Source organism: Pseudomonas sp. ADAK18, from assembly GCF_012935695.1.
In the GTDB taxonomy this organism is placed as follows: domain Bacteria; phylum Pseudomonadota; class Gammaproteobacteria; order Pseudomonadales; family Pseudomonadaceae; genus Aquipseudomonas.
Map to the genome: position 1 here is coordinate 2,814,195 of NZ_CP052859.1, position 24,752 is coordinate 2,838,946.

Here is a 24,752-nt window from a genome sequence, read left to right on the forward strand (position 1 = left end):
GTCAGCTTCTCAATAATTGTTTGAGCGCTACGCTGGCGTCGGCCAGTGCGCACGGTGAAAGCGGGCCAGGGTGAGCGATCAGCCGCTCGCATAACTTGATGTCCTTGGCCACGCTGTTGCCCGGGGCCCAACCGCATGCACCTAACAAGCGTTGCGCGGTGTCGAGGTAGAACAGCAGGAAACCACCCTCCGGGAAGGTTCGGCTCGCCGCAGGCGCTGTAGTGGAAATCACCCCGACTGTTTGCAAACTCCAGTCGTATTGATCAGACCAGAAGCCGGGAACGACCTCGAAGGGCAACCCGCCGCCCAACAGGTTCAGCGCCGCATGACGGCCTTGGGTTTCGGCGTTGCACCAGGTTTCCTGACGCTGGAAAACACCTTCGGGGTGCAGGCGAAACTCACAGACATCCCCCGCCGCAAACACATCAGGTGCGCTGGTGCGTAATTGCGCATCGACGCGAATGCCCTGCCCAACCTCAAGCCCTGCGGCCGCCGCCAGTTCGGTGTTGGGCAGCATGCCGATCCCCACGACCACCAGGTCGCAAGGCAACACCTGGCCGTCGACCAACTGCACGGCTTCGGCCTGCAGGCTGCCCTGCACCGTCTCGATGGCCACGTTCAACCGCACGTCCACACCGTGGCTGCGATGCAACGCCAGCAGGGCGTCGGACAGACGCTGCGGCAGCACTCTTCCTGCCAGACGCGGCCCCGCTTCAAGCAGCGTCACACTGCAGCCCAGGGTTCGGGCGGTGGCTGCAACTTCAAGGCCGATAAAGCCGCCGCCGACCACCACCAGACGGGCGCCGGGGCGCAACACCGCACGCAGGGCCAGGGCTTCGTCATGGGTACGTAGATAAAGCACATTGGCCCAGTGTTCCGGCACCTGAGACAGGCGCCGTGCCCTGCCCCCGGTGGCCAACAACAAACGCCCATAGTCCAGCCAGCGGCCGTCAGCCAATTGCAGGCGGTGCTGCGCCGGCTCCAGGGATTTCACCGGATTGCCCGCCAGGTATTCGATACCCAACTCGGTAAGCCGAGCGCTGTCGCACAGGCTGTATCCGGCCAACTCAACGGTACCTTGCAGCAGCCCCTTGGACAGCGGCGGACGTTCGTAGGGCGGGTGCAACTCATCCCCGATCAGCACCAGGCGGCCGCGATAACCTTCCTCGCGCAAGGTCAAGGCTGCCCTGCCACCGGCATGCCCCGCCCCTACGATAACCAGTGGCGCGTTGTCAGGACTCATGGCGCATATTCCTCACTCTTAAACCCAGCCTTTCAATGTCTTTGAAAAAACAGTCGCATCAGGCTAGAGACGAAGATCTAACCGGCGACGTAAAACCCTTGTGGGAGTTGTCGAGCTTTAGCGAGGCTGCGATAGCGGTGGGTCAGGCACCCTCAATGTTGGCTGTGCCGACGTCATCGCAGCCTCGCTAAAGCTCGACAACTCCCACAGTTGATCTTCACGGCCCTGAGCTGGATGTTTCAACCGTATTGGGCTGCGTGCTCAAAGACCTTGAAAGGGCTGACTCTTAAACCGTGATGGCGAGCAGCAGACGCCCCGCCTCGACCCGGACCGGATACGTCTTGAGGTTGACGCACGCCGGTGCCCCCAACGCCTTGCCGGAGCGGTAGTCGAAGCGACCGTTATGCTTGGGGCACTCGATGACATGGTCCATCACCAGCCCATCGGCCAGGTGGATGGCCTCGTGGCTGCACAGGCCATCGGTTGCGAAGTACTCACTGTCGGCCGAACGGTAAACGGCATAGGTACGCTGGGCATGGTCGAAACGGATGACGTCTTCTTCATCAATATCGTCCACGGCGCACACATCGATCCATTGATCAGTCATGGCTTTTTTCTCTTGTTGTTGTACAGGCATCGAAGGTGTCAGCCAGCCAAGGCTTCTGGTTGCGCCACAATAGCGGCCTCGGGTTGCGAGCCTTGAGGTACCGGGCGCCGTACGAAGTAGTTCGGGTCTTTGCGCTGCTGCCAGATCGTCGGGAGAATTTCCTTGAAGGCGTCGAACAGGCTGGTATAGGGCGGCGGGCAATCGTGGCGAATTTCTTCGTGTAACTGCGCCAGGGCATGAAACGGCACCATCGGGTACATGTGGTGCTCAAGGTGATAGTTCATGTCCAGATACAGGAAGCGCAGCAGCGGGTTCATGTAGATCGTGCGGCAGTTACTGCGGTGATCGAGTACATCCTCTGCCAGGCCCACATGCTGCGACAGCCCGAACAGGTAGGACAGCCAACCGCCATAGAGGGTCGGAAGGCCGATAAACATCAGTGGCAACCAGCTTTGCAGGTACAGCGCAGCTCCCACTGTGAGCCCGTAGATCACGATCCAGATGCGCGCATCCCGCACGACCCTGGGCCATTCGGACTCGGGGATGAAAGTTTGCTCCTCCTCGCTCATGCGTCCCGCCGCATGCCGGCAGACCGAAACCATGGTCTTCAACGCATAAGGCATCCGGAACAGGCTCAGCACCATCATGATCAGGCTCGGTGGACGTGGTTCGACGATTTCCGGATCTCGCCCGACGATGATGGTGTCGGTGTGGTGGCGTGCATGGCTCCAGCGCCACACATGCGGCTCGAACATGAACATGAAGCTCGACACCTGATAGATCACATCATTCATCCAACGGGTCTTGAACGCCGTGCCGTGCCCGGTTTCGTGCCAACGGGCATTCGATGCGGTGCCGTAGAGCAACCCGTAGGCGAAGAAAAACGGCACGCAAGCCCACGAGCCCCAGAACCCGTAGCCACCGAACCCGGTCGCCAGCAGCGCCAACAGCCAGATCGCAGTGTCCCGCAAGGCCGGACCATCGCGGCGCTGCATCAACTCCTTCATGCGTTTACGGGACACCGGCGACTGGTACCAGTTGGCCGACACCAGTCCTTTCTGTACCGCCCGGGCGGCTTCGGGCCCGGTCAGTCGATAGTCCCGAGGTTGGGCGTTGCCAGGTTGTTCAAAGGCGGCGTTGTGTTCAGGCATTTTTATTGTTCTCCGCAAGCGGGATGATTTCAGGCGCTCGCCTGAAGGTGGGAGGTCATCGCTTGGGAAAATATAGAGAGCACACAAACCGCGCTCAATCCCTTGAATACATTCCCTATCAAGCTATCATCCAGGCCCAATACAGCTTGATAGTTTTCTATCAAGACGCTTTCGGGGCCCACCATGAACGATAAAAAACGCCCAACCATCGCCACGGTCGCCGAGTACGCCGGTTTGAGTGTCGCCACCGTGGACCGGGTGCTCAACGCGCGAGCGCCCGTCAGCCCCACAACTGCCGAGCAGGTATTCCAGGCCGCCGAAGCCGTCGGTTATTTCGCCGCCAGGCTGATTGGCCAACGCATCCGCGAACGTCGCCCGAGCTACCGTTTCGGCATCCTGCTGCTGGGTACCGCCCAGGCGTTCTACGCCAACGTAGCCACCGCCATCAAAGAGGCGGCGCAGCGTCAGGAAGGCGCCAACGTCATCTGTCAGTTCGAGTACATCGTTGATCGCACACCCGGCGCCATCATTGCCCAGATTGAACAATTGGCGGTGCAGTGCGATGGCCTGGCGGTGGTCAGCTTCGCTCACCCACAGATCAATGCCGCCATCGCGCAGATCCGGGAGGCTGGCGTTCCGGTGGTGGCCCTGCTGTCTGATATCCATGAGGCCGCCGCCGAACCCTATGTCGGCCAGGACAATCATCAACTCGGGCGCACTATGGGCTGGCTGGTGGCTCACACCTGTGGCGCACGCAAAGGCAGCGTTGCCGTACTGCTAGGCGGTCATCGTTTTCTCGGCCATCAGGCTCGGGTCGAAGGCCTGCGCAGTTACCTGGCCGAGCATGCACCAGGGTTGCAGATGCTCGAAGCGGTGATCAACCTGGATAACTGCGACATCACCGAAGAGGCCACGCTGGAACTGCTGTCCCGTCATAAGGATTTACGCGCGCTGTGTGTGGTCGGTGGCGGTGGCGACGGGGTCATCAACGCGCTGTCGCAACTACCCAAACGCCCGTCGCTGTGCTGCATCCTGCAAGAGTCGACCGAGCTGTCGCGACAAGCCCTGGCAGATGGGCTGATCAGCCTGGTCATCGACGCCCAGCCACGCTTGCTCGCCCCGGCACTCGTGGATTTGCTGGTGCAATTGCAGACCACGCCGGATTTCGATCCGCTACAGCATCGGGTCTATATTCCGCTGCAAATCATCACTTCGCAGAATGCTTGATCCCACAACACGAAAATCCCCGGCACTCAGCCCGAACCGACTCATCTTGTTATACAGCCCGCCACGGGACACATTAAGTTGCCTGGCGGCCAGGCGGATATTGCCGCCGGTGTCCTTTAGGGCCGCGATGATCGCGTTCATTTCATGGGTGCCCAGGTCCTGGGCGGCCTGGGGCTGCGGCACACTACCTGGCGCCGAGTGACGGGGGCTTTGCTTGATTTCCAGGGGCAGGTCCGCCACCTGAATCAGCTCGGTCAGCGCCAGGTTGGTCGCACGTTCGATGGTGTTTTCTAACTCGCGGACATTGCCCGGCCAACCGTAAGCCGCCAGGATCTCCAACGCCTCGGGTGCAATCCCCTGCACTGACTTGCGCATCGAGCGCGCGCAACGGCCAAGAAAATGCCGCGCCAACAAGGGAATATCGTCCCGGCGCATGCGCAGCGGCGGCACCGTCAGGTTGAGCACGTTGAGCCGGTAGTAAAGGTCTTCACGGAAGGCGCCTTCGGCCACCGCCTGGCTCAGGTTACGGTGGGTGGCAGCGATAATGCGCACGTCCACCTGACGGGATTTCTTGGCCCCCACACGTGTCACTTCACCTTCCTGCAAGACCCGCAACAGACTGACCTGGGCGTCGAACGACATGTCGCCGATTTCGTCGAGAAAGATGGTGCCGCCATCGGCCAATTCGAACTTGCCCGCAGAACCGCCACGGGCCGATCCGGTGAAGGCGCCTTCGACATGCCCGAACAATTCACTCTGCACCAGGTCCCGCGGAATCGCCCCGCAGTTGACCGCCACGAACGGCCCACTGCAACGGTCACTGGCGTTATGGATCGCCTGGGCGAACAGTTCCTTGCCGGTGCCGCTTTCACCCAGGATCAAGGTGGTCGAGTCACTGCGACTGGCGATGCGGCCCAGGTGCAAGGCGTCCTGGATCGCACGCGAAGTCCCCTGGATGGTCTCGAAGGTGTAGCTGGCCTGGGTGCCGATGATTCGCCGGGTGATTTCCCGGATGCGCCGGTTTTCACGCAGAGACACCACGCGCCCACCCTGCTCCAGTGCGCAGACGGAAACCAGGCACGCCAGGTGACTGCGATCATGCAGCTCGAACGTGCAGTCCAGGTCCCGCAGCCCTTCCCCGCCACGCATCAGGATTTCAGCGCTCAGTTCGCTCTGACCCAGGCACTGGAAAGGGCTACCGAGCAGGTCCCGGCCCACGCGAAACAGTTGCCGGGCATAGCCATTGAGTGCCTTGATGCGGCCGCGCTCATCCAGCACCACCAAGCCTTCATTGAGTACTTCAAGCACGGTTTGCTGTTCTTCCAACAGGGTTTGCAGCGCCATCTGCCGCGAGACCGCTTCGGCGGCAGCCTGGACGGTGCCCAGGGTATGGAAGTGAAACCAACCCGGCTCGGCGGTCAGGGTCAGCATCGCCAGTGTCTTGCCCTGATCGTCCCGAATGGGCGCAGCGGCGCAGTGCATGCGTCGTCGACGCAAGCCTGTGCCGAAGTTTTCCTCGGCCAGCACATACATCAACCGGTCTTCGGCAATCGCCAGCCCGGTGCAGTTGGTGCCCTGTACCGACTCCAGCAGTCGACTGCCCACCGGGGTAAGGTCCAGGCCGCAGAAATACAGGGTCGTACCGTCGGCATCGGTCAGGTTGATATGGCCCCTGGGGTTGTAGGCCAGCAACCCACGCATGACTTCTGCGGCAGCGGCGATCAACACCCGATTGTCCGCCAGGGTGGCCGACAATATGTCAGGCGCGACAAACCGGTAACTGCCATCGTCCGGGTCAAGGCCGGCCTCGACGCTGCGCCGCCATGAGTCCCAGATCACTTGCCTGACGCCGGCCGGCCGTGCGGTGCGCCCTTCCTGGCACGCTTGCCACGCCTGGTCCAGCTCGGCAATGGGTTCGCCACTCAAGGACGCAGGCCCCAGGGCCGTAATGTAATCCAGGTCTTGCGCGCTGAAGGCCATGGGCTGTGGGTTCACCGGCATCGACGCTCGCCCCTATGTTCATATTTTTGACATGTCAGTATAGACATGTCTTTTAAATGAACACTTACTTAATAATTAAAATAATAAATCCATAATTTTCAATCAGTTAACAAATGGCATGACGCTTGCTCTGTTGTCCATAACCGCGCAGAACGCCTGTCGCGGAGCCATTGAACAACAAGAAAAGGAGTCATCCATGGGCACTTCCAAGATCATCCGCCTCGGCCTTATCGGTGCCGGCCGTATGGGCAGCTTTCACGGCCTGACCGCCGCTCGGCACATCCCCGGAGCCTGCCTGGCCGCCATCGCCGACCCGACACCCGGCCAGGCTGCTCGCCTGGCGGCAGAGTTGGGTGTGGAGCGGGTCTATACCGACCCACTGCAACTGCTGGAAGACCCGGAAATAGACGCCGTATTGATCGCCGCCCCCGCCCGCAGCCATGCCGAACTGGTGATCAGCGCTGCCCGCGCCGGCAAGGCGATATTTTGCGAAAAACCCATGGCCATCACCCTCGACGAAGCCGACCGCGCCATCGCCGCAGCCGCTGATGCCCAGGTCGCGCTGCAAGTCGGTTTCAACCGGCGCTTTGCCAAAAGCTTTCGCACCGCGCACCTGGACGTGGTCGCCGGCCGTATCGGCACGCCGCAACTGCTGCGCTCGCTGACCCGCGACCCGGCCCTGAACAACCCGGCCGCTTCGCCGCAATGGGTGATTTTCCTCGAGACCCTGATTCATGACTTCGACACCCTGCGCTACCTCAACCCCGGCGCCGAAGCCGTTCAGGTGCAGGTCATGGCGGATGCGTTGATCGCCCCGGCGTACAAGGACAAAGGGTTTCTGGACACGGCGGTGGTCACGATCCGCTTCGACAACGGCGCCATCGCCACCGCCGAGGCCAACTTCCAGGCGGTCTATGGCTACGACGTGCGCGGTGAAGTGTTCGGCAGCGCAGGCATGCTAACCATGGGCAGCCTCAACGACTCCGACCTGGTGCGTTACCTGGCCAGCGGCATCCAGGCCGATACCCAGCGCATAGACACCGACCTGCTGCGCGACGCCTACATCGCCGAGCTCAACCACTTTGTCGACTGCGTGCGTACCGGCGCCAAACCCCTGGCCAGCGGCGAGGATGCACGAGCAGCACTGGCCATTGCCCGCGCCTGTATCGAATCCTTCCAGCAAGGCAAACCGGTGGCCGTACCAGGAGCCCGCTCATGAGCTTCATACCGTTCAAGCTGGCCGTCAGTGCCGAAATGGTCTTCCTCGACCTGCCTTTCACCGAACGCGTCAAACGGATTCACAGCTTGGGTTTCAGTGCCGAAATATGGGACTGGACGAAAAAGGACATCGCAGCCTTGGTCGCTACCGGCGCTGACTTCACCTCCATGACCGGCTACATCGCCGGCAACCTGACCGATGCCGACGACATCCAGCAACTGCTGGACAGTGCGCGGGAATCCCTGGCCATCGCAGCCCAGTTGAATTGCCCCAGCCTCAACCTGCACGGCACCGGTCTGGGGGATCGAGGCCTGCCGGTCAAACCCGTGGCCCACACCAGCGCACGCATGTGGCTGAGCGCCTGCAAGACCCTGGAAAAAATCGCCCGTCTGGGAGAAGACGCCGGCCGGGTGTTCCTGCTGGAAAACCTCAACACCGAGGTCGACCATCCCGGCACACCCTTCGCCCGCGCCGACGATACCCTGGCGTTGATCGAAGCCGTGGGCAGCCCGCATTTGAAGATGAACCTGGACCTTTACCATGCCCAGATCGGCGAAGGTAACCTGATCGAACTGATCCAGCGCGCCGGCAGCGCCATCGGCGAAATCCAGGTGGCCGATGTGCCGGGCCGCAAGGAGCCCGGTACTGGTGAAATCCATTACCCGGCGATTGCCAAGGCCTTGTTCGACATGGGATACACCGGCGTCGTCGGGCTCGAAGGCTGGGCCAGCGGCGACAGCGAAACGGCCCTGGAGCGCTTTCGGCAAGCGTTCACCCTGCACCTCTGATCTTGATGAATTTCAACTCATAACAACAAAAGGAAAACCATCATGAGCCGCTGCACCTTGTTTTTCGCCACGCTGCTATTGCTCTTCAGCCAATGGACGTTTGCCAGTTACCGTATTGGCGTCAGCATCGCCAGGGTCGACGACAATTTCATGACCTACGTGCGCAACGGTCTTCAAGAGGCTGCGAAACAGGAAGACGTCCAGATCCAGTTCGAAGACGCCCAGGGCGATGTAGTGCGCCAACTCAATCAGGTCGAAGGGTTTCTCAACCAGAAGGTCGATGCCGTCATTGTCTTGCCCGTGGACACCGCTGCCACGGCCAACATGACCCGTGCCGCTGTCGCCGCGAACAAGCCTCTGGTCTATGTCAACCGCCATCCGGACGAGCGCAACTTGCCCAAAGGCGTGGTCACGGTGGCGTCCAATGACATCGAAGCCGGACAGTTGCAGATGCGCTTCCTGGCGGAAAAACTGGGTGGCAAAGGCACCCTCGCGATCATCATGGGCGACCTCGCGCAGAACGCTACGCATGACCGCACCGAAGGCGTCAAACAGGTGCTCAAGGACTATCCCGGGATTAAGGTCGTTGAGCAGCAAAGTGCCGAGTGGCAGCGCAACAAAGGCATGGACCTGACCAGCAACTGGCTGCTGGCCGGCACCCACTTCGACGCCATCGTCGCCAACAACGACGAAATGGCCATCGGCGCCGCCATGGCCTTGCAGCAGGCCGGAAAAGCCAAGGGCGAGATTGCAATTGTCGGCATCGACGGCCTGCCTGACGGTCTGGCAGCCATCAAACGCGGGATGCTCGCGGCGTCGGTATTCCAGGATCCCAGGGCGCAAGCCAGCAGCGCGTTGCAAGCGGCGATCAAGATGATCAAGGGCGAACCGGTGGACTCGGAGGTCTGGGTGCCTTTCCAGTTGATCAAGCCGGATCAGGTGGCGGTGTTTGAGCAGCGCTACAAATAAGTCCAAACCTCGGGCTGCCTCAACAGCAGGAGGCAGCTCTCCCCCCCGTCAATGCACCGCCCGCGTCACCAGAAAACTCACCAACTGCGGATCATCGTCCAGTTCAATCGCCTGAACCGGTCGTGGCAAGCCATCCAGCACCGAACGCCAGAACGCCTGGGACGCTTCGTCCTGATCATAGAAACGCACCAGCCAATTGGCGTCCCCGCTGGTCAATACCTGGGTGGCAATGGCACGGCCAATGCCCTTGCGGCGATAGCGTTTCAGAATAAACAGGTCGGCCAGTTCCAACGCATTAAGATCCGCCAGTTCGCTGGATTCGATCAACAGGAAGCCGGCGATGTAACCGTCGACCAACAGCAGGTTGGCGCTCCACTGCGGCTCTTGCCAGTAGCGGGCCAGGTGTTCCTCGTGAATGTAGAAGCGGCCGTCCACTTCCACGTCTTCCTGCTCCCAGTCCGAGGACTCATAGGCATAGAACTGGTAGAGGTTGCGGATCAACTCGGCGTGTTCCGGGCCAGTCTGGATCATCTCGACGGTGGTATCAGGGATTGAAGGCATTGGCATCTCGGTCAACAAATCGCGAAGTCGCCACGTGCTGGGGCGTCTTTTTGGGGGCGGCTATTGTTCACAAAACCTGCGGCCAATGCCATCACTCATAAACCTTGTGCTGAACCTTTCTGTTTCCTGAACCACTCGCATTTTTCTTATCTTGTTACAAAATTTTCAGAAGGCTTCGATTAAACTCGGCCTGCTGGATAAAGCCCTCGACCGCGCTGGCTCAAGGTTCCAGCCCTGTTTTCCTTGAATGGAACGCCCTCCTCCCTCTTACTCCCAAGGATAAGTATTTTGACAAATATCTGTTCCAGCGGCCTTGACGTTGGCTTTGCTTCTCTGGATTACCTACAGATCGGTATCCTGGGCATTATCCAAGGCATTACCGAACTGCTGCCGGTTTCTTCCACCGCCCATATGCGCATCGTTCCCGCCCTACTCGGCTGGCCCGACCCAGGTTCCGCGTTCTCTGCGGCCATGCAACTGGCGGCACTGGCGGCCGTGGTCAGCTACTTCTGGCGGGATGTGCGGCAAGTGGTGACCGGCAGCATGGACGCTGTGCGTCAGCGGGACTTCAATAACCAGTGGTTCAAGCTCGCAGTGGCCATCGTGCTGGCCACCATCCCCATCGGTATCGTCGGCCTGGCGTTATCCTCGACCCTCAACGCCTGCAACTCGCCGTTGCGCGGCCTGATGGTGATCGGGATTTCCTGCGTGGTGATGGCGGTGTTGCTGGCTGCGGCCGAACTCAGCGCGCGCCATCAACGGACCGTGGGTGAGATGCGCCTGCGGGATGCGCTGATTGTCGGTATTGCACAGATCGGCGCGCTGATCCCCGGCGTGTCCCGTTCCGGCTCAACCCTCACTGCCGCGCTGTTCCTGAACTTCAAACGCGAAGAAGCGGCGCGTTTTTCCTTCCTGCTGGGACTGCCCGCCATCGCCTTGGCCGGCCTGAAAGAGCTGTGGGTGCTGTTCCATGCGCAACTGCCGGCGCAAGCGTGGAGCCATCTGATCTTTGGCCTGGTGGTCGCCAGCGTCTCGGCGTTTTTCGCAATCTGGGGCCTGATGAAGTTCCTGGAACGGTTCTCCACCTGGCCTTTCGTGATCTATCGCGCGGTGCTGGGGGTTTTCCTGATTGTGGCGGTCAGCACCGGGTTGTTGAGCTGAGACCTACAGACACCACCTGTGGCGAGGGGCTTGCCCCTCGCCACAGGTGGTAAGGGCCAGCGCTTATTTATCGCCTCGAGCCTACCCACCGCTCCGCCGCCTCTTGTGCTTCTTGAAACGCCTGTTCGTAACTGTCCCATTGGTCGCCCTCGACATAGGCCATCAGCGGTGGTGACCCAGCCATGGTCAGCGTCGCGCCAACGGGCACGTCGAGCGGCGGGCTCCAACTGAAACCAATCTGCACGACCACGCCTTTTTTCGTCCTGTACTCAACGGGATGTGATTTATCAATGCGTACCGACATTTGTCTCTCCTCGATCCGGCGCTATCCAGCGAAATCAAACGACCACAATGCCGAGAGTGATCACGCTGGCGAACCAAATGGCAGCCGGGGTGGCGCTACCGCCACCCCGGCCAGGCTCAAGCGCCGATGGCTTGAATCAGGTTGCTCACCTGCGCCGGCTCAAGCCGAATCGAGATGAACTTCGAGGTGGGCGTAAAGGTACGGTCGCCGTAGCTGCCCAGCGGTACCAGCGGGTTGGTTTCCGGGTAATAGGCGGCGGCCTGCCCGGTGGGGATGTCATAGGCAATCAGGGTAAAACCCGTCACGCGACGTTCACGACCGTCCCCCCACAACGAGACCATGTCGACCTTTTGCCCAGGCTCGTAGCCCAACCGACGGATGTCCTGTTCGTTGACGAACAGTACTTCGCGCATGCCGTACACCCCGCGATAGCGGTCATCCAGGCCATACAGGGTGGTGTTGTACTGATCGTGGGAACGCAGGGTTTGCAAGATCAGGTCCGGCTTCACATCCAGGTTGCGTACGCCTTCAGGAATCAGATGCTCCGGCAGCTCGCTGGGCACAAACATCGCCTTGCCGGTGGCGGTGTGCCAAATGCGCTCGGCCGCCGCGTTGCCCAGGTGAAAGCCGCCAGGGTGCAACAGCTTGGTGTTGAAATCTTCGAACCCGGGAATGGTGTCGGCGATCAGGTCACGGATGCGGCCATAGTCGGCGACGGTCCAGAGCCAGTCGATGGGGTGCTTGCCCAGGGTGGCGTTGGCAATCCCGGCAATGATCGCGGGCTCCGAACGCATCAGCGCGGATTTGGGTTTCAGTTGGCCGTGGGAGATATGCACCATGCTGAAGGTGTCTTCCACCGTCACGCCTTGTGGGCCTTCCTGCTGCATGTCGATATCGGTGCGGCCCAGACACGGCAGGATCAGCGCGTCCCGACCGGTGACCAGATGGCTACGATTGAGCTTGGTGGCAATGTGCACGGTCAGCTCGCACTTGCGCAGTGCCTCATGGGTACGCGGGCTGTCGGGTGTGGCTTGGGCGAAGTTGCCCCCCAGGCCGATAAAGACCTTCGAGCGCCCTTCTTCCATCGCCTCGATCGCCAGAATGGTGTTGTGCCCGTGCTTGCGTGGCACCTTGAAGTCAAAGCGCGCTTCCAGTGCGTCAATGAACTCGGGCGGCGCCAGTTCGTTGATGCCCATGGTGCGGTCGCCCTGCACGTTGCTGTGGCCACGTACCGGCGACAGGCCGGCGCCCGGGCGGCCGATATTGCCGCGCAACAGCTGCACGTTGATGATTTCCTGCACGGTCAGCACCGAGTGTGTGTGCTGGGTCACGCCCATGGCCCAGCACATGATCACGCGCTTGGCCTTGCGGTACATGCGCGCGGCCAACTCGATGTCTTCCAGGCTCAGGCCGGACTGCTCAACGATGTGCTCCCACGACGTGGCGTCGAGTTCGGCCAGGTAGGTATCCAGGCCCGAGGTATGTTCGGCGATGAACTCGCGGTCGAAGACCGCCTCGCCGCCAGTGGCCAGGGCTTCGCGCTCCCACTGCAGGAGGAATTTGGCGATACCGCGCATCGCCGCCATGTCGCCGCCAAGGGCCGGGCAGAAGTACGCTGACGAAGTCGGCTCGGAGCCGTTAGTGAGCATTTCCAACGGATGCTGCGGGTGCTGGAAGCGTTCCAGGCCACGCTCCTTGAGGGGGTTGAAACACACCACCTGAGCGCCGCGTTTCACCGCTTCACGCAAGGGTTCAAGCATGCGCGGGTGGTTGGTGCCAGGGTTCTGGCCAATCACGAAAATGGCGTCGGCGTGTTCCAGGTCATCAAAGGTTACCGTGCCCTTGCCCACACCAACGCTGTCACCCATGCCCAGGCCGCTGGCTTCGTGGCACATGTTCGAGCAGTCGGGGAAATTATTGGTGCCGTAGGCGCGAACGAACAGCTGATAGAGGTAAGCCGCCTCGTTGCTGGCCCGGCCGGAGGTGTAGAACTCCGCCTGGTCAGGCGATTCCAGGTCCTTGAGGTGCTGGGCGATCAAGGCAAACGCTTCGTCCCAGCTGGTTTCAACGTAACGATCAACCAGCACGTCATAACGCATGGGGTGCGTCAGCCGGCCTTGGTATTCGAGCCAATAGTCACTTTGTGCGGCCAACGACGAGACGGTGTACTTACTGAAAAATGCAGGGTTGACCAGGCGGCCGGTGGCCTCCCAGTTGACCGCCTTGGCGCCGTTCTCGCAGAACTTGACCAAGCCGTCTTCCGGCGACTCTCCCCACGCGCAGCCCGGGCAGTCGAAGCCGCCGTTCTGGTTGGTCTTGAGCATCGCCCGAATGTTCTTGAACGCGTTTTCGCTGCCCAACCAGTACTTGGTCACGGCCATCAGCGCACCCCAACCGGCGGCGGCCCCTTTATACGGTTTATAACGCTCAACTTCACTCATGATAATTCTCCAGGACGTCACACGTAGGCGGCTGCCTCATTTGAAAGCCTTGTTGGTAGCTATTCTTAGCTACGTACAAAATGTGACTTGGGTCCATCCAGCTTAGATTATTTACACAGTGTCAAAGCACCGTTCAGCCGGCCAAAACCAGAACCACGAATCAAGCCTATTGTGTGTTCGCCCTGAGTGTCTAATCACAAATAACGACCAAATCATCGATCTCATCTATCAAGATTTATTTTCTTATAAATCAATACTTTAAATATCTAAAACAACAACTTTAAGGCGTGATAGAGCGCATTGATCAACCGGTTGTTAATAGCGATTAGACGACAACTTCAAATGACTTTAACCTCGATTTAACAAGGCCCTTTATAGACTGGCGGCCTTACAAAAACTGGCGCCAGGATTGATGCACCTGGACCGCTGGCGGAGGTGGTGATGTCAGATCGAATCTTGATGGATAGTTTTTCTCGACGGGTCGACTATCTCAGAATGTCGGTGACCGACCGCTGTGATTTCCGCTGTGTCTATTGCATGGCCGAGGACATGCAGTTCTTGCCGCGCCAACAGATCCTGTCCCTGGAAGAACTCTATCTGGTGGCGGAACGTTTTGTGGCCCTGGGTACCCGAAAAATCCGCCTGACCGGGGGTGAGCCGTTGATTCGCCCGGGCGTGGTTGAACTGTGCCAGCGCATCGCGGCGCTGCCGGGGCTGCGGGAACTGTGCATGACCACCAACGGCTCGCAATTGGGCAAGTTGGCGTCGCCGCTGTTCGACGCAGGCCTCAAGCGTCTGAACATCAGCCTGGACAGCCTGGACCCCGAGCGGTTTCGCCAACTGACCCGTACCGGGGACCTGGCGCAGGTCATCAAGGGTATCGATGCCGCGAACGCGGCCGGCTTTGAACACACCAAGCTCAACTGCGTGGTCATGAAAGGCCGCAACGATCACGAAATCAACGACCTGGTCGAGTTTGCGATTGATCGTGGGCTGGACATCTCGTTCATCGAAGAAATGCCCTTGGGCGTGATCAGCGAACACAGCCGCGCCGACGCCTTTTTCTCCAGCGCCCAGGTGCGCGAGCGGATTGCCGAACGCTACACCCTCATCGACTCCGCAGAGTCCACCCAAGGCCCATCGCGCTATTGGCGCCTGGTGGAGGCGCCGCATATTCGCCTGGGGTTCATCTCACCCCATAGCCACAACTTCTGTGCGACCTGCAACCGGGTGCGCCTGACCGTCGAAGGCCGGCTCCTGCTGTGCCTGGGCAATGAACACGGCGTGGACCTCAAGGAAGTGCTGCGTCGCTATCCGGGCGAGCCCCAACGCCTGGAACAGGCGATCGTCGAGGCCATGAAGATCAAGCCGTACCGGCACAATTTTGAACTCAATGACGATGTGCAAATTGTCCGTTTCATGAACATGACCGGCGGCTAGCGGGGCTTGGGATAACGCCAATCAGCTAAGGGCAAACACTGTACTTGTGGCGAGCGGGCTTGCCCACGTTGGACTGCGTAGCAGTCCCTTTTTCAGCGCCGCCTCGCGACCCAACGCGGCAAGCCCGCTCGCCACAGGTTATTTATTGCCCGTTCTATCGCGTTGGGTATCTTCAGCGAGATGCCCTTTAAAACAAACCGCAGAACGGAATAAATCGCGCCATGTCTCCGGCCTTCAACGTGCCACCCTCCGGAATCTCCACCAACCCATCCGCCCAGGATGCGCTCAACAAAATCCCCGAACTCTGGTTGCTATAGGGCACGGCACGGCGGTCCTCCAGCTTGGCCCTGAGGTATTCCCGACGGCCTCCGGCCTTGTGCCAGTCAAAACCGACACTGACCGGGAAGCTCAAGGGCGTGACGTCTTCGACCCCCTGGATACGCAACAAATAAGCCCGGGCCAACAGCCCGAAGGTCACCAGCGCCGACATCGGATTACCCGGCAGACCGATCACCGGCACGCTGCCAAAGTAGCCCACGGTCAGCGGTTTGCCGGGCTTTATCGCAAGTTTCCAGAACAACGGCTTGCCACACTCACGCAGCACCTGCCCGAGGCAATCGGCATCACCTGCCGACACGCCGCCCGTGGTAAGGATCAAGTCCGTCGAGTACTGCAACTGCTCAAGTTTGAGGCGTGTCTGCTGTGGCTGATCAGGGAGCACCCCGCCGTCAATGACGTCGCAGCCCAATGCGCTCAACCAATGGCTGAGCAACGTCCGATTGCTGTTGTAGATACAGCCGGGCTTCAACGGCGTGCCCGGCTCAGCCAATTCATCACCAGTGGAAAGCAACGCAACCCGTGGCCGGCGTACCACATGCACATGGGTGCAGCCCTGCCCGGCGGCGATGGCCAGTTCGAATGGGCCCAAGCGCTTGCCAGCCTGAAGCAAAACCTGCCCGACACGGTTTTCCTGGCCCTGGGGCCGGATATTATGACCTGCCACCAGCGGCTTTTTGAACGCAATGCGGCCGTCGTCCAGCACCTCGACGTTCTCCTGCATCTCGACACTGTTGGCGCCTTCAGGGACCGGCGCACCGGTAAAGATCCGGGCACAGGTCCCCGGCAGCAGCGCTTGCGGGGCAACACCGGCGTAAATCCGTTGCGACACGGCCAGTGGCTGCCCGTCCCAGCCCTCCACGTTCAAGGCGTAACCGTCCATGGCGCTGTTGGGCCACGGCGGCAGGTCCAGGGTGGCGACCAGGTCACTGGCCAACACCCGCTGCCGAGCGTCCGCCAACAGCACAGGCTCGCTGTCATCAAGACGTTGGACCGCGGCCATTTCCAGCAAACTGGCGATAGCCTCTTCCACCGGCATCAGCGGTGACACATTCATCCCCGTGACTCGCAGGCTTTTACGGACTTGAGATGCGGGACGAAATTGCAGGGCCGGTGGCGCGCGTCCAATTGCTCGGCCAGGATCCCTTCCCACGCAGTACGACAGGCGCCCGTCGAGCCCGGCAAGCAGCACACCAGTGTGCCGTTGGCCAACCCGGCCAGTGCCCGACTCTGTACGGTGGAGGTGCCGATATCGAGGATGGAGATGGCCCGGAACAATTCGCCAAAACCGTCAATCTGCTTGTCCAGCAAACAGCTCACGGCCTCCGGCGTGCTGTCACGCCCGGTAAACCCGGTGCCGCCAGTAATCAGCACCACCTGGATCTCATCCTCGGCAATCCAGTGGGCTACCTGGGCGCGGATTTTATACAGGTCATCCTTGAGCAGGTTGCGCGCACCCAGTGTGTGCCCGGCCTCCAGCAAGCGACTGACCAGCAACTGTCCGGAGGTGTCATCGGCATAGGCGCGGGTATCACTGACGGTCAGCACGGCAATATTCAACGGGACAAACGGCGTATCCGACTTCACGCTCATGACACTCTCCGGCAGGCAATAATAAAAGCAATGGCCAGAGGCTAAGGCGCTGAAAAGTGGCTGTCTAATCGTTCTGGCCAACCGGGTTATCGAGCGCGTCTATCGGTGCGTTTTCGTGCTGTCTGCGGTCATGATAGAGTCGGTCGATCAATCGTTAAGTCCTTGTGATTGGACGGGTGAGAGGAACAATGAGATCGTCTGCTCACCCTACTACCCGTGTTTTGTCAGCAGGTGCCTTTGTGGACATCAAGCAACTCAAATTCCTGATCGCCCTGGAACAGACCCGTCACTTCGGACAGGCCGCTGCGCGCTGCCATATCACCCAGCCGACCCTGTCCATGCGTTTGCGTAACCTGGAGGATGAGCTGGGCCTAGAACTGGTGACCCGTGGCCAGCGTTTCGAAGGTTTCACCCAGGCCGGCGAACGGGTCCTGGCATGGGCACGGACCCTACTGGCGGCCCATGACGGGCTGTTCGCCGAAGCCGCCGCCTGCCGTGGACAACTGGTGGGTAACTTGCGCCTGGGCCTGGTGCCGTTGAGCGGCTTTAACCCGATCAACTATGTGCAGGGGCTTTCCCAGACGTTCCCGGAACTCAAGTTCAGCCTGTCGTCCATGAGTTCGGACCGGATCATCGAGGGCCTGGGCAACAATCAACTGGATCTGGGTATTTGCTACCTCGATCATGTCAGCTCCCATCTGCTGGATTTTTTCGAATTGGGGGAGACCCGTGTCGGTTTGCTGTACGACACGCGCCATTTCCAGTTCGAAGGCACCGAGATGAGCTGGGAGGACGCCGCCCAACTGCCATTGGGGATGATCAGCAATGGCATGCACTATCGTAAATCCATTGACCTGAGCTTTCGCAGCCGTGGGCTCGACCCGCAGCCCATCCTGGAGACCGACTCCACGCACCAGCTGTTCCAGGCGATTCATGAAGGCTTTTGCTGCTCCATCATGCCCCTGGACAGTGGCTGGGAAAAACCGATTGAGACCCTGGCCTTCATCAACCTCCCGGACGCCAGCGTGCTGGCGCCCCTGGGGCTGGTAATGCGCAAGACCGAACCGCGCTCGGCCATCGCCGAGAAGTGTTTTGCCGAGGCGAAAAGACTGTTCGGCGCACCGCCAAAGACCTCCTAAGGCTTGCGGTCAGCCAACTCTTCCAGCAGATCGGCGGACGGCACGAAGAACAAGCCGCCGGTCACCGCCGTACTGAAGTCCAGCAGCCGGTCATAGTTACCGGCGGGCCGGCCGACAAACATGTTCTCAAGCATCAATTCCAGCGGCTCCGGCGAGCGCGCGTAGCCGATGAAGTACGTCCCGAATTCCCCGGCGCCTGGCCGGCCAAACGGCATGTTGTCCCGCAGGATTTTCACTTCCTCGCCGTCCTTGGTGATGGTGGTCAAGGCACTGTGGGAGTTGGCCGGTTTAACCTCATCGCCGAGTTCGATATCGGACAGTTTGGTACGCCCGATCACTCGTTCCTGGGCCTCGGTGGACAATTCGTTCCAGGCCTTCATGTTGTGCAGGTACTTCTGCACCAGCACATAGCTGGCGCCACTGAAGGTTGGGTCTTCATCACCGACGATGGTGAAGCCGACGGCCTTGCGACCGGTCGGGTTCTCCGTGCCATCGACAAAACCAATGATGCTGCGCATATCGAAGTTACGGAAACCCTGCACCTCATCGACGACGGTCACGGCATCGCCGAGGGCCGACATGATTTGCGTCGCCAGTTCAAAGCACAGGTCCATCTGATCGGCACGAATGTGCAGCAAGACATCACCCGGCGTGGAAACCGCCATGCGCCCCGCTACACCGACTTCATGAAACGGGTGCAGCGATGCAGGGCGTGGGCTGCCGAACAGGGCGTCCCAGGCGGTGGAGCCAAAGCCACAGACGCATGTCAGGTTGCCCGTCGGCACCCGCTTACCAACGGAGCGCGTGAGAGCTGCAACGTCACCGCACCATTCACGCACGGTCTTGGCCGCATCGCTGCCGGGGGCCAATGTGGCAACCATGAAAATCGCGCTGCTGGTGATAGGGCTGCAGACAGACTGGGGATCGGCATTCGGATTGAGCGTTGTCATGATGAGTTCCACAAGCGACAGGCGATAATGAACGGTCGCAGAGTAGCAGATGGTGCGCTTGCAGTAGCTACCCGGAGCAATTTCCGATCCGGGTTTCATGCTCAACTACCGCTCTTGATCTTGCTCCACATCCGCGTGCGAATACGTTCCACCTTCAGCGGCATGGTCTCCAGGGTGAACAAGGTATCCAGCACCGCTTTCGAAGGATAAACCCCTGGATTGCGGCGAATCTTCTCCTCCACCAGGCTGGTCGCGTCCTTGTTGGCGTTGGCATAGCTCAGGTAGTTGGACGAGCGGGCGATCACCTGCGGATCGAGCATGTAATTGATGAACGCCAACCCTTGCTCAGGGTGAGGCGCATCGTTGAGCAGCACCAGGCTTTCGACCCAGAGTGGCGCGCCCTCCCGGGGAATGCTGTACTCGATCTGACGGCCATTACCGGCCGCTTCCGAGGCTTTGCGGGCATCCATTACCCCGCCCGCCCAACCCAACACCACACAGACGTTGCCGTTGGCCAGGTCGCTGATAAAGCGTGAGGAATCAAAGTATCGAATGTAGGGGCGCACCTTCAGCAATAACGCTTCGGCCTTGCGGTAGTCCTCGGGGTTCTGGCTGTTATAGGGCAACCCCAAGTAATGCAAGGCGATGGGAATGATATCGCCGGGCGCATCCAGTGTGGCCACACCGCACTGGCTCAGCTTGGCGATGTTTTCTTCCTTGAAGATCAGGTCCCAGGAGTCGACCGGTGCATGCTCACCGAGGAGTGCCTTGACCTTGTCCACGTCATAACCCAGCCCGGTGGTGCCCCACAGGTACGGCACGGCATAACGATTGCCCGGGTCGTTGCGTTGCACCTTGGCGAGAATCTCGGGGTCGAGGTGGGACCAGTTGGGTAGCTGCGTGCGATCCAGTTCCTTGAGCACACCGGCCTTGATCAGATTTGGCATGACATCGCCGCTGGCCACCACCACGTCATAGTTACTGCGCCCGGCCATGAGTTTGCCCTGCATGACGTCGGCGTTGTCGAACACATCAAAGGTCGAGCCGATGCCGGTCTGGGCCTGGAAGCTCTTCATCGCATCCGGGGCGATGAAGTCATACCAGTTGTAGACATTCACCTGGGGCTCGGCGGCCTCGGCACCCGCCAGACCGATACTGAACAGCGAGGCCAGGGCCAGTTGCATGCAGCGGATATGGATCATCAAGAAACTCCTGGGCAGGCGTGCACGCTCACCTGCTGATTATTGTTGTAGGGAGAAAAATCAGGGGATCAGCAGTTCACGGCGGCCATCGGCGTGCTCAATCTGCTCGCCGACAAGCATCAGGCGGCGGTCGCTGAGGTAGTGGTAGTCACGGCGGGCGGCCTTGAGCTGCTCAAGGTCCAGGGTGACAACCTGCCGGCATTCCTCACGCCTGGCTTCAAACAGCATCCGTCCAAACGGGTCTACCACTGCGCTGGAGCCAGCAAATACCAGATCACCGGGCCCGTCTTCCACACGATTGACCATCACCGCAAACGCCTGGTTTTCCTGGGCGCGAGCCATGATCGCGGTACGGTGCACCGGGCCGTAGGGGTCCATATTGCCGTTGGTGACGATGATCAATTCGGCGCCGAGTTGGGCCAGGGCACGGGCGGTTTCCGGCAACTCAATGTCGTAGCAAATCAGAATGCCAACCCGCACGCCCTTCCACAGCGCGGTGACGAAACGGTCGCCTGGGGTGATGTCGCCGCGCTCGTCGGGCCACAAGTGGGTCTTGCGATAACTCAGTGCGATGCCTTCAGGGGTCATCAGGAGCGAGGTGTTGTAATAGGCCCCGCGATCATTTTCGACAAGGCCGACGACCACTGAGACATTACGCTCGCGAACCGCCCGCTGGACCGCTTGCAAGGTCGGACCGTCCAGGGCCTCTGCCACGTGCGCCAGTTGCTCACCGCCCACGAAGCCCATCAAGTGGGTTTCCGGGAAGACCAGCAGATCAGTGCCAGCCTCACTGCTGGCAATGGCCTTCAGGGTCCGTGCCAGGTTATAAGCAGTGTCACCGTCACGACCGGCGAGTTGCATCAATTCAATCTTCATCGCTTATCCTTGTGCCCATTTAGAAGGCCCTTGTTGCACATCAAACCCGCAGGGCGAACCGAGTATGGAGCGCCGCGTCGCGGCAAAAAATCACTTCGATGGGGTACCCCTCAATGGGTAGCGAGACCACTCTGACGTTGCAGGACTTAGCCTGGCATGACGCCGTTGGCCGGCTGATCGAGACCCTGGACCAACCCAATTTCTGGACGGCGCTGGTGCGTCTGCTGCGCCGTTATGTACCGGCGGACAACTGGGTAGTACTGATTTTCAGCTCGGGTAAACCTCAGGTATTGGCCGAATCACCTGGTCTCGATGACGGCCTGGACTTGCTGTTCCAGGAGTATCTCAAAGGCCTGTATTTGCTCGATCCCTTTTACCTGGCCAATCGTGAGGCACCCAAGAGCGGCCTGTTCCGCCTGGAAGATGTCGCCCCCGAGTGCTTCGAGCAGACCGATTACTATCAGCGTTACTTTCGCCTGAACGTCCTCGCCGATGAAGTACACATCAACGTCCAACTGGACGCCGAGCGCACCCTGAGCCTGTCCCTGGGCAGCCAGGCCCCCTTCAGCACCGAACAGGTCGCTCTGCTGGGTTTGATCCACCCCTGGGTAGCCGCGCTGATGCGCCAGCGCTCGGTGTTCGAACAGGAACTCAAACACGCCCCTGAGCTGCCACCCAACTGGGAGAACCACCTGGAATCCACGGCCCGGCAGATCAGCTCATCGCTGTCGGCCCGAGAGATGGAAGTGGGCCGGCTGATGCTCAGTGGCTGCTCCAATAAAGAGATCGCACGCAAGCTGGAGATTTCCGCCGAGACCGTGAAAGTCCACCGCAAGCACATGTACAGCAAGCTGGGGATCAAATCCCAGTCGGAACTGTTCCTGCTGTTTCTCCAGGCCCAGGAATGAACCCGCTACCAACCTGCTCAAGAGCTAACGCGGAACCCCTGTGGCGAGGGGGCTCGCCCCCGTTGGGCTGCGCAGCAGCCCCAATAAGACCCCTGAGTTTTTTCAGATAGACCAAGAGTGCAGGTTTTAGGGCCGCTTCGCAGCCCAACGGGGCGATACGGCGATCCGGCAAGTCCCCTCGCCACAGGTCACTCGCTGTCTTAAGGCTGCCAGCCGACTTTTTTCATCGCCGACAACAGCTGCGCAGGCTTGAGTGCCAAGGCCCGACGGCCACGTCCCTCAACGTCGCTGGCGGCCAGCATGGCGTTAACAATGGCCTCCTCCACCGCATCCGCCGCCGCCACGAACAACGCTGAAATATAGTCATTGTTGACCATCTGCAACGGCGTCGTCGGCGCTCCAGGATGACCCAGATTAGCTACCGGCAGCCCGGTGTTACCCACCGAAAAGGCGATGAAGATATCGCCACTGTCGTCTTCCGTGCCCCCGCCCACCCGCGCCAAGCCAACACTGGCCCGCTGCGCCAGCCGCGTGCACTGATGGGGTAACAATGGCGCGTCGGTGGCGATGGTGATCACGATGGAGCCCATGCCCGGCACGCCGACGTTCACCGGGCCGTCGTAGGGCGACGGCACCTCTTTCAACACCGTGCCCACCGGATAACCCGCGACCCGCAGTGACTCACGCGCGCCATAGTTGGCCTGTACCAGCGCGCCCACGGTCCAACCGCCCTGCTCTGCACTCAATACTCGCGAGGAAGTACCAATACCGCCCTTGAACTCATGGCAGATCATCCCGGTACCGCCGCCGACACAGCCTTCCTGCACCGGCCCGCTACGTGCGTCTTTCAGCGCCAGTTGCACATGCTCGGCGGTGACATGCTGGTCCCAGATATCGCTCAAAATCCCGTCGTAGGTTTCCAGCACCACCGGCATACACCAGTAGGTGTGCTGCCGGGCCATCTCCCGTTCGGCCGCGACCAACGCATCGCGTACCACACCGACGCTGTGGGTGTTGGTGTAAGCGATGGGCGTTGTCAGCAAACCCGCCTCGCGAATCCACTCCAGACCGGTGGCATCACCGTTGCCATTGAGCACATGGACCCCGGCAAAGCAGGGTTCCAGGTGTGCTGCGACGGCGCGCGGCTCAATCACGGTCACGCCGGTGTGAATCGAGGTTTCGCCCGATTGGGTATTGAGGGTGTGGTGGCCGACTCGCACGCCGGATACGTCGGTAATCGCATTATTGACACCCGGTTTGCCGGTCACGATCACGATACCCAGATCACGTAAGCGCATGGTTTTGTTCTCAATATCCAATTCATTAAGGTGCTTGAAGTCTAGGGACCGAGCCGATACCTGGCGATAACCCTCATTTGTTACCCCAACAGCGTTAAGGCCAAGTGCCGAGCCAGTACTTCCTCAATCACAAGGTTTGAGCCGCGATTCTTACCCTCCAAATCACATCTATTAACGGTTTTTTTAACGTTTTTTTCTCATTCACGGCTCTACATTCGCCGCCCACAAACATGCAAATGATTCCTATTGAACCAGAGTCATTGCTCACCTTCGTCGCTGCTTTGCCCTATACAAATCAAACACCAGGAGCTCTCACGGCATGACTACCCGCATCCCCTCTTTTCTCAAAAAAGCAGTGCTGGCCACCGCATTGGTCAGTGCCGGGCACGTCTATGCCGCAAACGAGACCGACGGCATCGTGGTCTATAACGCCCAACACGAAAGCCTGACCAAGTCCTGGGTCGAAGGCTTTACCAAGGAAACCGGGATCAAGGTGACGGTGCGCAATGGCGACGACACTGAAATGGGCAACCAGATCGTCCAGGAAGGTGCCGCCTCGCCGGCCGACGTGTTCCTGACCGAAAACTCCCCGGCCATGGTGCTGGTGGACAACGCCGGGCTGTTTGCCCCAGTCGCACCCACCACGCTGGAACAAGTCGACTCGGCCTACCGTCCCGCCCACGGCAAATGGCTGGGGATCGCTGCTCGCTCCACCGTATTCGTCTACAACCCGAGCAAGCTGGCCGCTGCCGACCTGCCAAAATCCCTGATGGACCTGGCCTCGCCGAGCTGGAAAGGCCGTTGGGCCGCCTCCCCGGCCGGCGCCGACTTCCAAGCCATCGTCGCCGCCGTGCTGGCGCTCAAGGGCGAAGCCGCGACCCTCGACTGGCTCAAGGCGATGAAAGCCAACGCCTCCATTTACCGTGGCAACAGCGCGGTGCTTAAAGCGGTGAACGCCGGCCAAGTCGACAGCGGTGTGATCTACCACTACTACAGCTTCGTCGATCAGTCCAAGACCGGTGAAAACAGCAAAAACACCTCGCTGCACTACTTCAAACATCAGGACCCGGGCGCCTTTGTCAGCATCTCCGGTGGCGGCGTACTCGCGTCCAGCAAACATAAAGAACAGGCCCAGGCCTTCCTGAAGTGGGTCACCGGCAAGGACGGCCAGGCGATTCTGAAAAACGGCAACTCGTTCGAATACGCCGTGGGCCAGAACGCCCCGTCGAACCCGAAACTGGTGCCGCTGCCACAACTCGACGCACCGAAGGTCGATGCTTCCAAGCTCGACAGCAAAAAAGCGGTGCAACTGATGACCCAGGCCGGACTGCTCTGATT

General features: G+C 60.2%; 22 protein-coding genes. 9 read left to right on the forward strand and 13 right to left on the reverse strand.

The features are described from left to right. Position 1: 1 nt before the first annotated feature. From HKK55_RS12555 to HKK55_RS12565, 3 genes are all read right to left on the reverse strand, one after another. Positions 2 to 1,243 (reverse strand): NAD(P)/FAD-dependent oxidoreductase, encoded by a 1,242-nt coding sequence (locus tag HKK55_RS12555; RefSeq protein WP_169354974.1) that lies wholly within the window; start codon positions 1,241 to 1,243, stop codon positions 2 to 4. Between the two features lie 286 nt (positions 1,244 to 1,529). Continuing rightward, entirely contained in the window at positions 1,530 to 1,850 is a 321-nt protein-coding gene (locus tag HKK55_RS12560; protein ID WP_169354975.1) for a MocE family 2Fe-2S type ferredoxin, read from the reverse strand. A 38-nt stretch (positions 1,851 to 1,888) separates the two neighbouring features. Beyond that, positions 1,889 to 3,001, reverse strand: coding sequence for a fatty acid desaturase family protein (locus HKK55_RS12565; protein WP_169354976.1), 1,113 nt, complete (start codon positions 2,999 to 3,001; stop codon positions 1,889 to 1,891). 183 nt (positions 3,002 to 3,184) lie between these two features. Here HKK55_RS12565 and HKK55_RS12570 point away from each other — a divergent pair, with 183 nt between their 5' ends. Continuing rightward, positions 3,185 to 4,228, forward strand: coding sequence for a LacI family DNA-binding transcriptional regulator (locus HKK55_RS12570; RefSeq protein WP_169354977.1), 1,044 nt, complete (start codon positions 3,185 to 3,187; stop codon positions 4,226 to 4,228). Here HKK55_RS12570 and HKK55_RS12575 read toward each other — a convergent pair. After that, entirely contained in the window at positions 4,175 to 6,229 is a 2,055-nt protein-coding gene (locus tag HKK55_RS12575) for a sigma-54-dependent Fis family transcriptional regulator (protein ID WP_169354978.1), read from the reverse strand. The two genes, HKK55_RS12570 and HKK55_RS12575, sit on opposite strands and share 54 nt — an antisense overlap. A gap of 196 nt (positions 6,230 to 6,425) precedes the next feature. Here HKK55_RS12575 and HKK55_RS12580 point away from each other — a divergent pair, with 196 nt between their 5' ends. The 3 genes from HKK55_RS12580 to HKK55_RS12590 are packed head-to-tail and all read left to right on the forward strand — an operon-like array spanning position 6,426 to position 9,205. Beyond that, positions 6,426 to 7,448 (forward strand): Gfo/Idh/MocA family oxidoreductase, encoded by a 1,023-nt coding sequence (locus tag HKK55_RS12580; RefSeq protein ID WP_169354979.1) that lies wholly within the window; start codon positions 6,426 to 6,428, stop codon positions 7,446 to 7,448. Further along, positions 7,445 to 8,236 (forward strand): TIM barrel protein, encoded by a 792-nt coding sequence (locus HKK55_RS12585; protein WP_169354980.1) that lies wholly within the window; start codon positions 7,445 to 7,447, stop codon positions 8,234 to 8,236. The genes HKK55_RS12580 and HKK55_RS12585 overlap by 4 nt, the downstream gene beginning before the upstream one ends. Positions 8,237 to 8,278: 42 nt before the next feature. Continuing rightward, positions 8,279 to 9,205: a sugar ABC transporter substrate-binding protein gene (locus tag HKK55_RS12590; RefSeq protein WP_169354981.1), complete on the forward strand. Its 927-nt coding sequence runs from the start codon at positions 8,279 to 8,281 to the stop codon at positions 9,203 to 9,205. Between the two features lie 48 nt (positions 9,206 to 9,253). Here the strand turns inward: HKK55_RS12590 and HKK55_RS12595 are convergent, their stop codons facing one another. Then, the gene (locus HKK55_RS12595; RefSeq protein WP_336604612.1) at positions 9,254 to 9,772 is read right to left on the reverse strand and encodes a GNAT family N-acetyltransferase; all 519 of its coding nucleotides are present in this window, start codon (positions 9,770 to 9,772) and stop codon (positions 9,254 to 9,256) included. A gap of 282 nt (positions 9,773 to 10,054) precedes the next feature. On the opposite strand from HKK55_RS12595, the gene HKK55_RS12600 reads away from it, so the two are divergent. Next, positions 10,055 to 10,927, forward strand: a complete 873-nt coding sequence (locus tag HKK55_RS12600) for an undecaprenyl-diphosphate phosphatase (protein WP_169354983.1) — start codon at positions 10,055 to 10,057, stop codon at positions 10,925 to 10,927. Between the two features lie 67 nt (positions 10,928 to 10,994). Here the strand turns inward: HKK55_RS12600 and HKK55_RS12605 are convergent, their stop codons facing one another. After that, entirely contained in the window at positions 10,995 to 11,231 is a 237-nt protein-coding gene (locus HKK55_RS12605) for a hypothetical protein (protein WP_169354984.1), read from the reverse strand. A 116-nt stretch (positions 11,232 to 11,347) separates the two neighbouring features. Further along, complete coding sequence (locus tag HKK55_RS12610) at positions 11,348 to 13,672, reverse strand: FdhF/YdeP family oxidoreductase (RefSeq protein WP_169354985.1); 2,325 nt, start codon at positions 13,670 to 13,672, stop codon at positions 11,348 to 11,350. 441 nt (positions 13,673 to 14,113) lie between these two features. Between HKK55_RS12610 and moaA the strand changes: the two genes are divergently transcribed. Further along, complete coding sequence (gene moaA, locus HKK55_RS12615) at positions 14,114 to 15,112, forward strand: GTP 3',8-cyclase MoaA (protein WP_169354986.1); 999 nt, start codon at positions 14,114 to 14,116, stop codon at positions 15,110 to 15,112. 187 nt (positions 15,113 to 15,299) lie between these two features. Here the strand turns inward: moaA and glp are convergent, their stop codons facing one another. Together glp and moaB are read right to left on the reverse strand one after the other, a co-directional pair. After that, positions 15,300 to 16,505, reverse strand: a complete 1,206-nt coding sequence (glp, locus tag HKK55_RS12620; protein WP_169354987.1) for a gephyrin-like molybdotransferase Glp — start codon at positions 16,503 to 16,505, stop codon at positions 15,300 to 15,302. Next, a complete protein-coding gene (moaB, locus tag HKK55_RS12625; protein WP_169354988.1) occupies positions 16,502 to 17,041 on the reverse strand; it encodes a molybdenum cofactor biosynthesis protein B in 540 nt (179 codons plus the stop codon). The genes glp and moaB overlap by 4 nt, the downstream gene beginning before the upstream one ends. Before the next feature lie 239 nt (positions 17,042 to 17,280). Between moaB and HKK55_RS12630 the strand changes: the two genes are divergently transcribed. Then, entirely contained in the window at positions 17,281 to 18,180 is a 900-nt protein-coding gene (locus tag HKK55_RS12630; RefSeq protein WP_169354989.1) for a LysR family transcriptional regulator, read from the forward strand. On the opposite strand, the gene HKK55_RS12635 is transcribed toward HKK55_RS12630, so the two are convergent. The 3 genes from HKK55_RS12635 to HKK55_RS12645 form a co-directional block, all read right to left on the reverse strand. After that, positions 18,177 to 19,130, reverse strand: a complete 954-nt coding sequence (locus HKK55_RS12635; RefSeq protein WP_169354990.1) for a Dyp-type peroxidase — start codon at positions 19,128 to 19,130, stop codon at positions 18,177 to 18,179. The genes HKK55_RS12630 and HKK55_RS12635 overlap by 4 nt on opposite strands. Positions 19,131 to 19,231: 101 nt before the next feature. Continuing rightward, complete coding sequence (locus HKK55_RS12640; protein WP_169354991.1) at positions 19,232 to 20,332, reverse strand: polyamine ABC transporter substrate-binding protein; 1,101 nt, start codon at positions 20,330 to 20,332, stop codon at positions 19,232 to 19,234. Between the two features lie 60 nt (positions 20,333 to 20,392). Continuing rightward, positions 20,393 to 21,208, reverse strand: a complete 816-nt coding sequence (locus HKK55_RS12645; protein WP_169354992.1) for a carbon-nitrogen hydrolase family protein — start codon at positions 21,206 to 21,208, stop codon at positions 20,393 to 20,395. 113 nt (positions 21,209 to 21,321) lie between these two features. On the opposite strand from HKK55_RS12645, the gene HKK55_RS12650 reads away from it, so the two are divergent. Beyond that, positions 21,322 to 22,116, forward strand: coding sequence for a helix-turn-helix transcriptional regulator (locus HKK55_RS12650; RefSeq protein ID WP_169354993.1), 795 nt, complete (start codon positions 21,322 to 21,324; stop codon positions 22,114 to 22,116). 200 nt (positions 22,117 to 22,316) lie between these two features. Here the strand turns inward: HKK55_RS12650 and HKK55_RS12655 are convergent, their stop codons facing one another. Beyond that, positions 22,317 to 23,414, reverse strand: coding sequence for a P1 family peptidase (locus HKK55_RS12655; protein ID WP_169354994.1), 1,098 nt, complete (start codon positions 23,412 to 23,414; stop codon positions 22,317 to 22,319). Between the two features lie 319 nt (positions 23,415 to 23,733). Between HKK55_RS12655 and HKK55_RS12660 the strand changes: the two genes are divergently transcribed. Then, positions 23,734 to 24,750 (forward strand): iron ABC transporter substrate-binding protein, encoded by a 1,017-nt coding sequence (locus tag HKK55_RS12660; RefSeq protein ID WP_169354995.1) that lies wholly within the window; start codon positions 23,734 to 23,736, stop codon positions 24,748 to 24,750. Positions 24,751 to 24,752: the final 2 nt, after the last annotated feature.

Excerpts from the sequence above, each read along its gene's own strand:
- HKK55_RS12605 (WP_169354984.1), bottom strand. The coding sequence starts at position 11,231 with ATGTCGGTACGCATTGATAAATCACATCCCGTTGAGTACAGGACGAAA.
- HKK55_RS12560 (WP_169354975.1), bottom strand. The coding sequence starts at position 1,850 with ATGACTGATCAATGGATCGATGTGTGCGCCGTGGACGATATTGATGAA.
- HKK55_RS12635 (WP_169354990.1), bottom strand. The coding sequence starts at position 19,130 with ATGACAACGCTCAATCCGAATGCCGATCCCCAGTCTGTCTGCAGCCCT.
- HKK55_RS12610 (WP_169354985.1), bottom strand. The coding sequence starts at position 13,672 with ATGAGTGAAGTTGAGCGTTATAAACCGTATAAAGGGGCCGCCGCCGGT.
- HKK55_RS12590 (WP_169354981.1), top strand. The coding sequence starts at position 8,279 with ATGAGCCGCTGCACCTTGTTTTTCGCCACGCTGCTATTGCTCTTCAGC.
- HKK55_RS12645 (WP_169354992.1), bottom strand. The coding sequence starts at position 21,208 with ATGAAGATTGAATTGATGCAACTCGCCGGTCGTGACGGTGACACTGCT.
- HKK55_RS12660 (WP_169354995.1), top strand. The coding sequence starts at position 23,734 with ATGACTACCCGCATCCCCTCTTTTCTCAAAAAAGCAGTGCTGGCCACC.
- HKK55_RS12640 (WP_169354991.1), bottom strand. The coding sequence starts at position 20,332 with ATGATCCATATCCGCTGCATGCAACTGGCCCTGGCCTCGCTGTTCAGT.
- glp (WP_169354987.1), bottom strand. The coding sequence starts at position 16,505 with ATGAATGTGTCACCGCTGATGCCGGTGGAAGAGGCTATCGCCAGTTTG.
- HKK55_RS12565 (WP_169354976.1), bottom strand. The coding sequence starts at position 3,001 with ATGCCTGAACACAACGCCGCCTTTGAACAACCTGGCAACGCCCAACCT.
- HKK55_RS12575 (WP_169354978.1), bottom strand. The coding sequence starts at position 6,229 with ATGCCGGTGAACCCACAGCCCATGGCCTTCAGCGCGCAAGACCTGGAT.
- moaA (WP_169354986.1), top strand. The coding sequence starts at position 14,114 with ATGTCAGATCGAATCTTGATGGATAGTTTTTCTCGACGGGTCGACTAT.
- HKK55_RS12580 (WP_169354979.1), top strand. The coding sequence starts at position 6,426 with ATGGGCACTTCCAAGATCATCCGCCTCGGCCTTATCGGTGCCGGCCGT.
- moaB (WP_169354988.1), bottom strand. The coding sequence starts at position 17,041 with ATGAGCGTGAAGTCGGATACGCCGTTTGTCCCGTTGAATATTGCCGTG.
- HKK55_RS12570 (WP_169354977.1), top strand. The coding sequence starts at position 3,185 with ATGAACGATAAAAAACGCCCAACCATCGCCACGGTCGCCGAGTACGCC.
- HKK55_RS12555 (WP_169354974.1), bottom strand. The coding sequence starts at position 1,243 with ATGAGTCCTGACAACGCGCCACTGGTTATCGTAGGGGCGGGGCATGCC.
- HKK55_RS12595 (WP_336604612.1), bottom strand. The coding sequence starts at position 9,772 with ATGCCAATGCCTTCAATCCCTGATACCACCGTCGAGATGATCCAGACT.
- HKK55_RS12655 (WP_169354994.1), bottom strand. The coding sequence starts at position 23,414 with ATGCGCTTACGTGATCTGGGTATCGTGATCGTGACCGGCAAACCGGGT.
- HKK55_RS12585 (WP_169354980.1), top strand. The coding sequence starts at position 7,445 with ATGAGCTTCATACCGTTCAAGCTGGCCGTCAGTGCCGAAATGGTCTTC.
- HKK55_RS12650 (WP_169354993.1), top strand. The coding sequence starts at position 21,322 with ATGGGTAGCGAGACCACTCTGACGTTGCAGGACTTAGCCTGGCATGAC.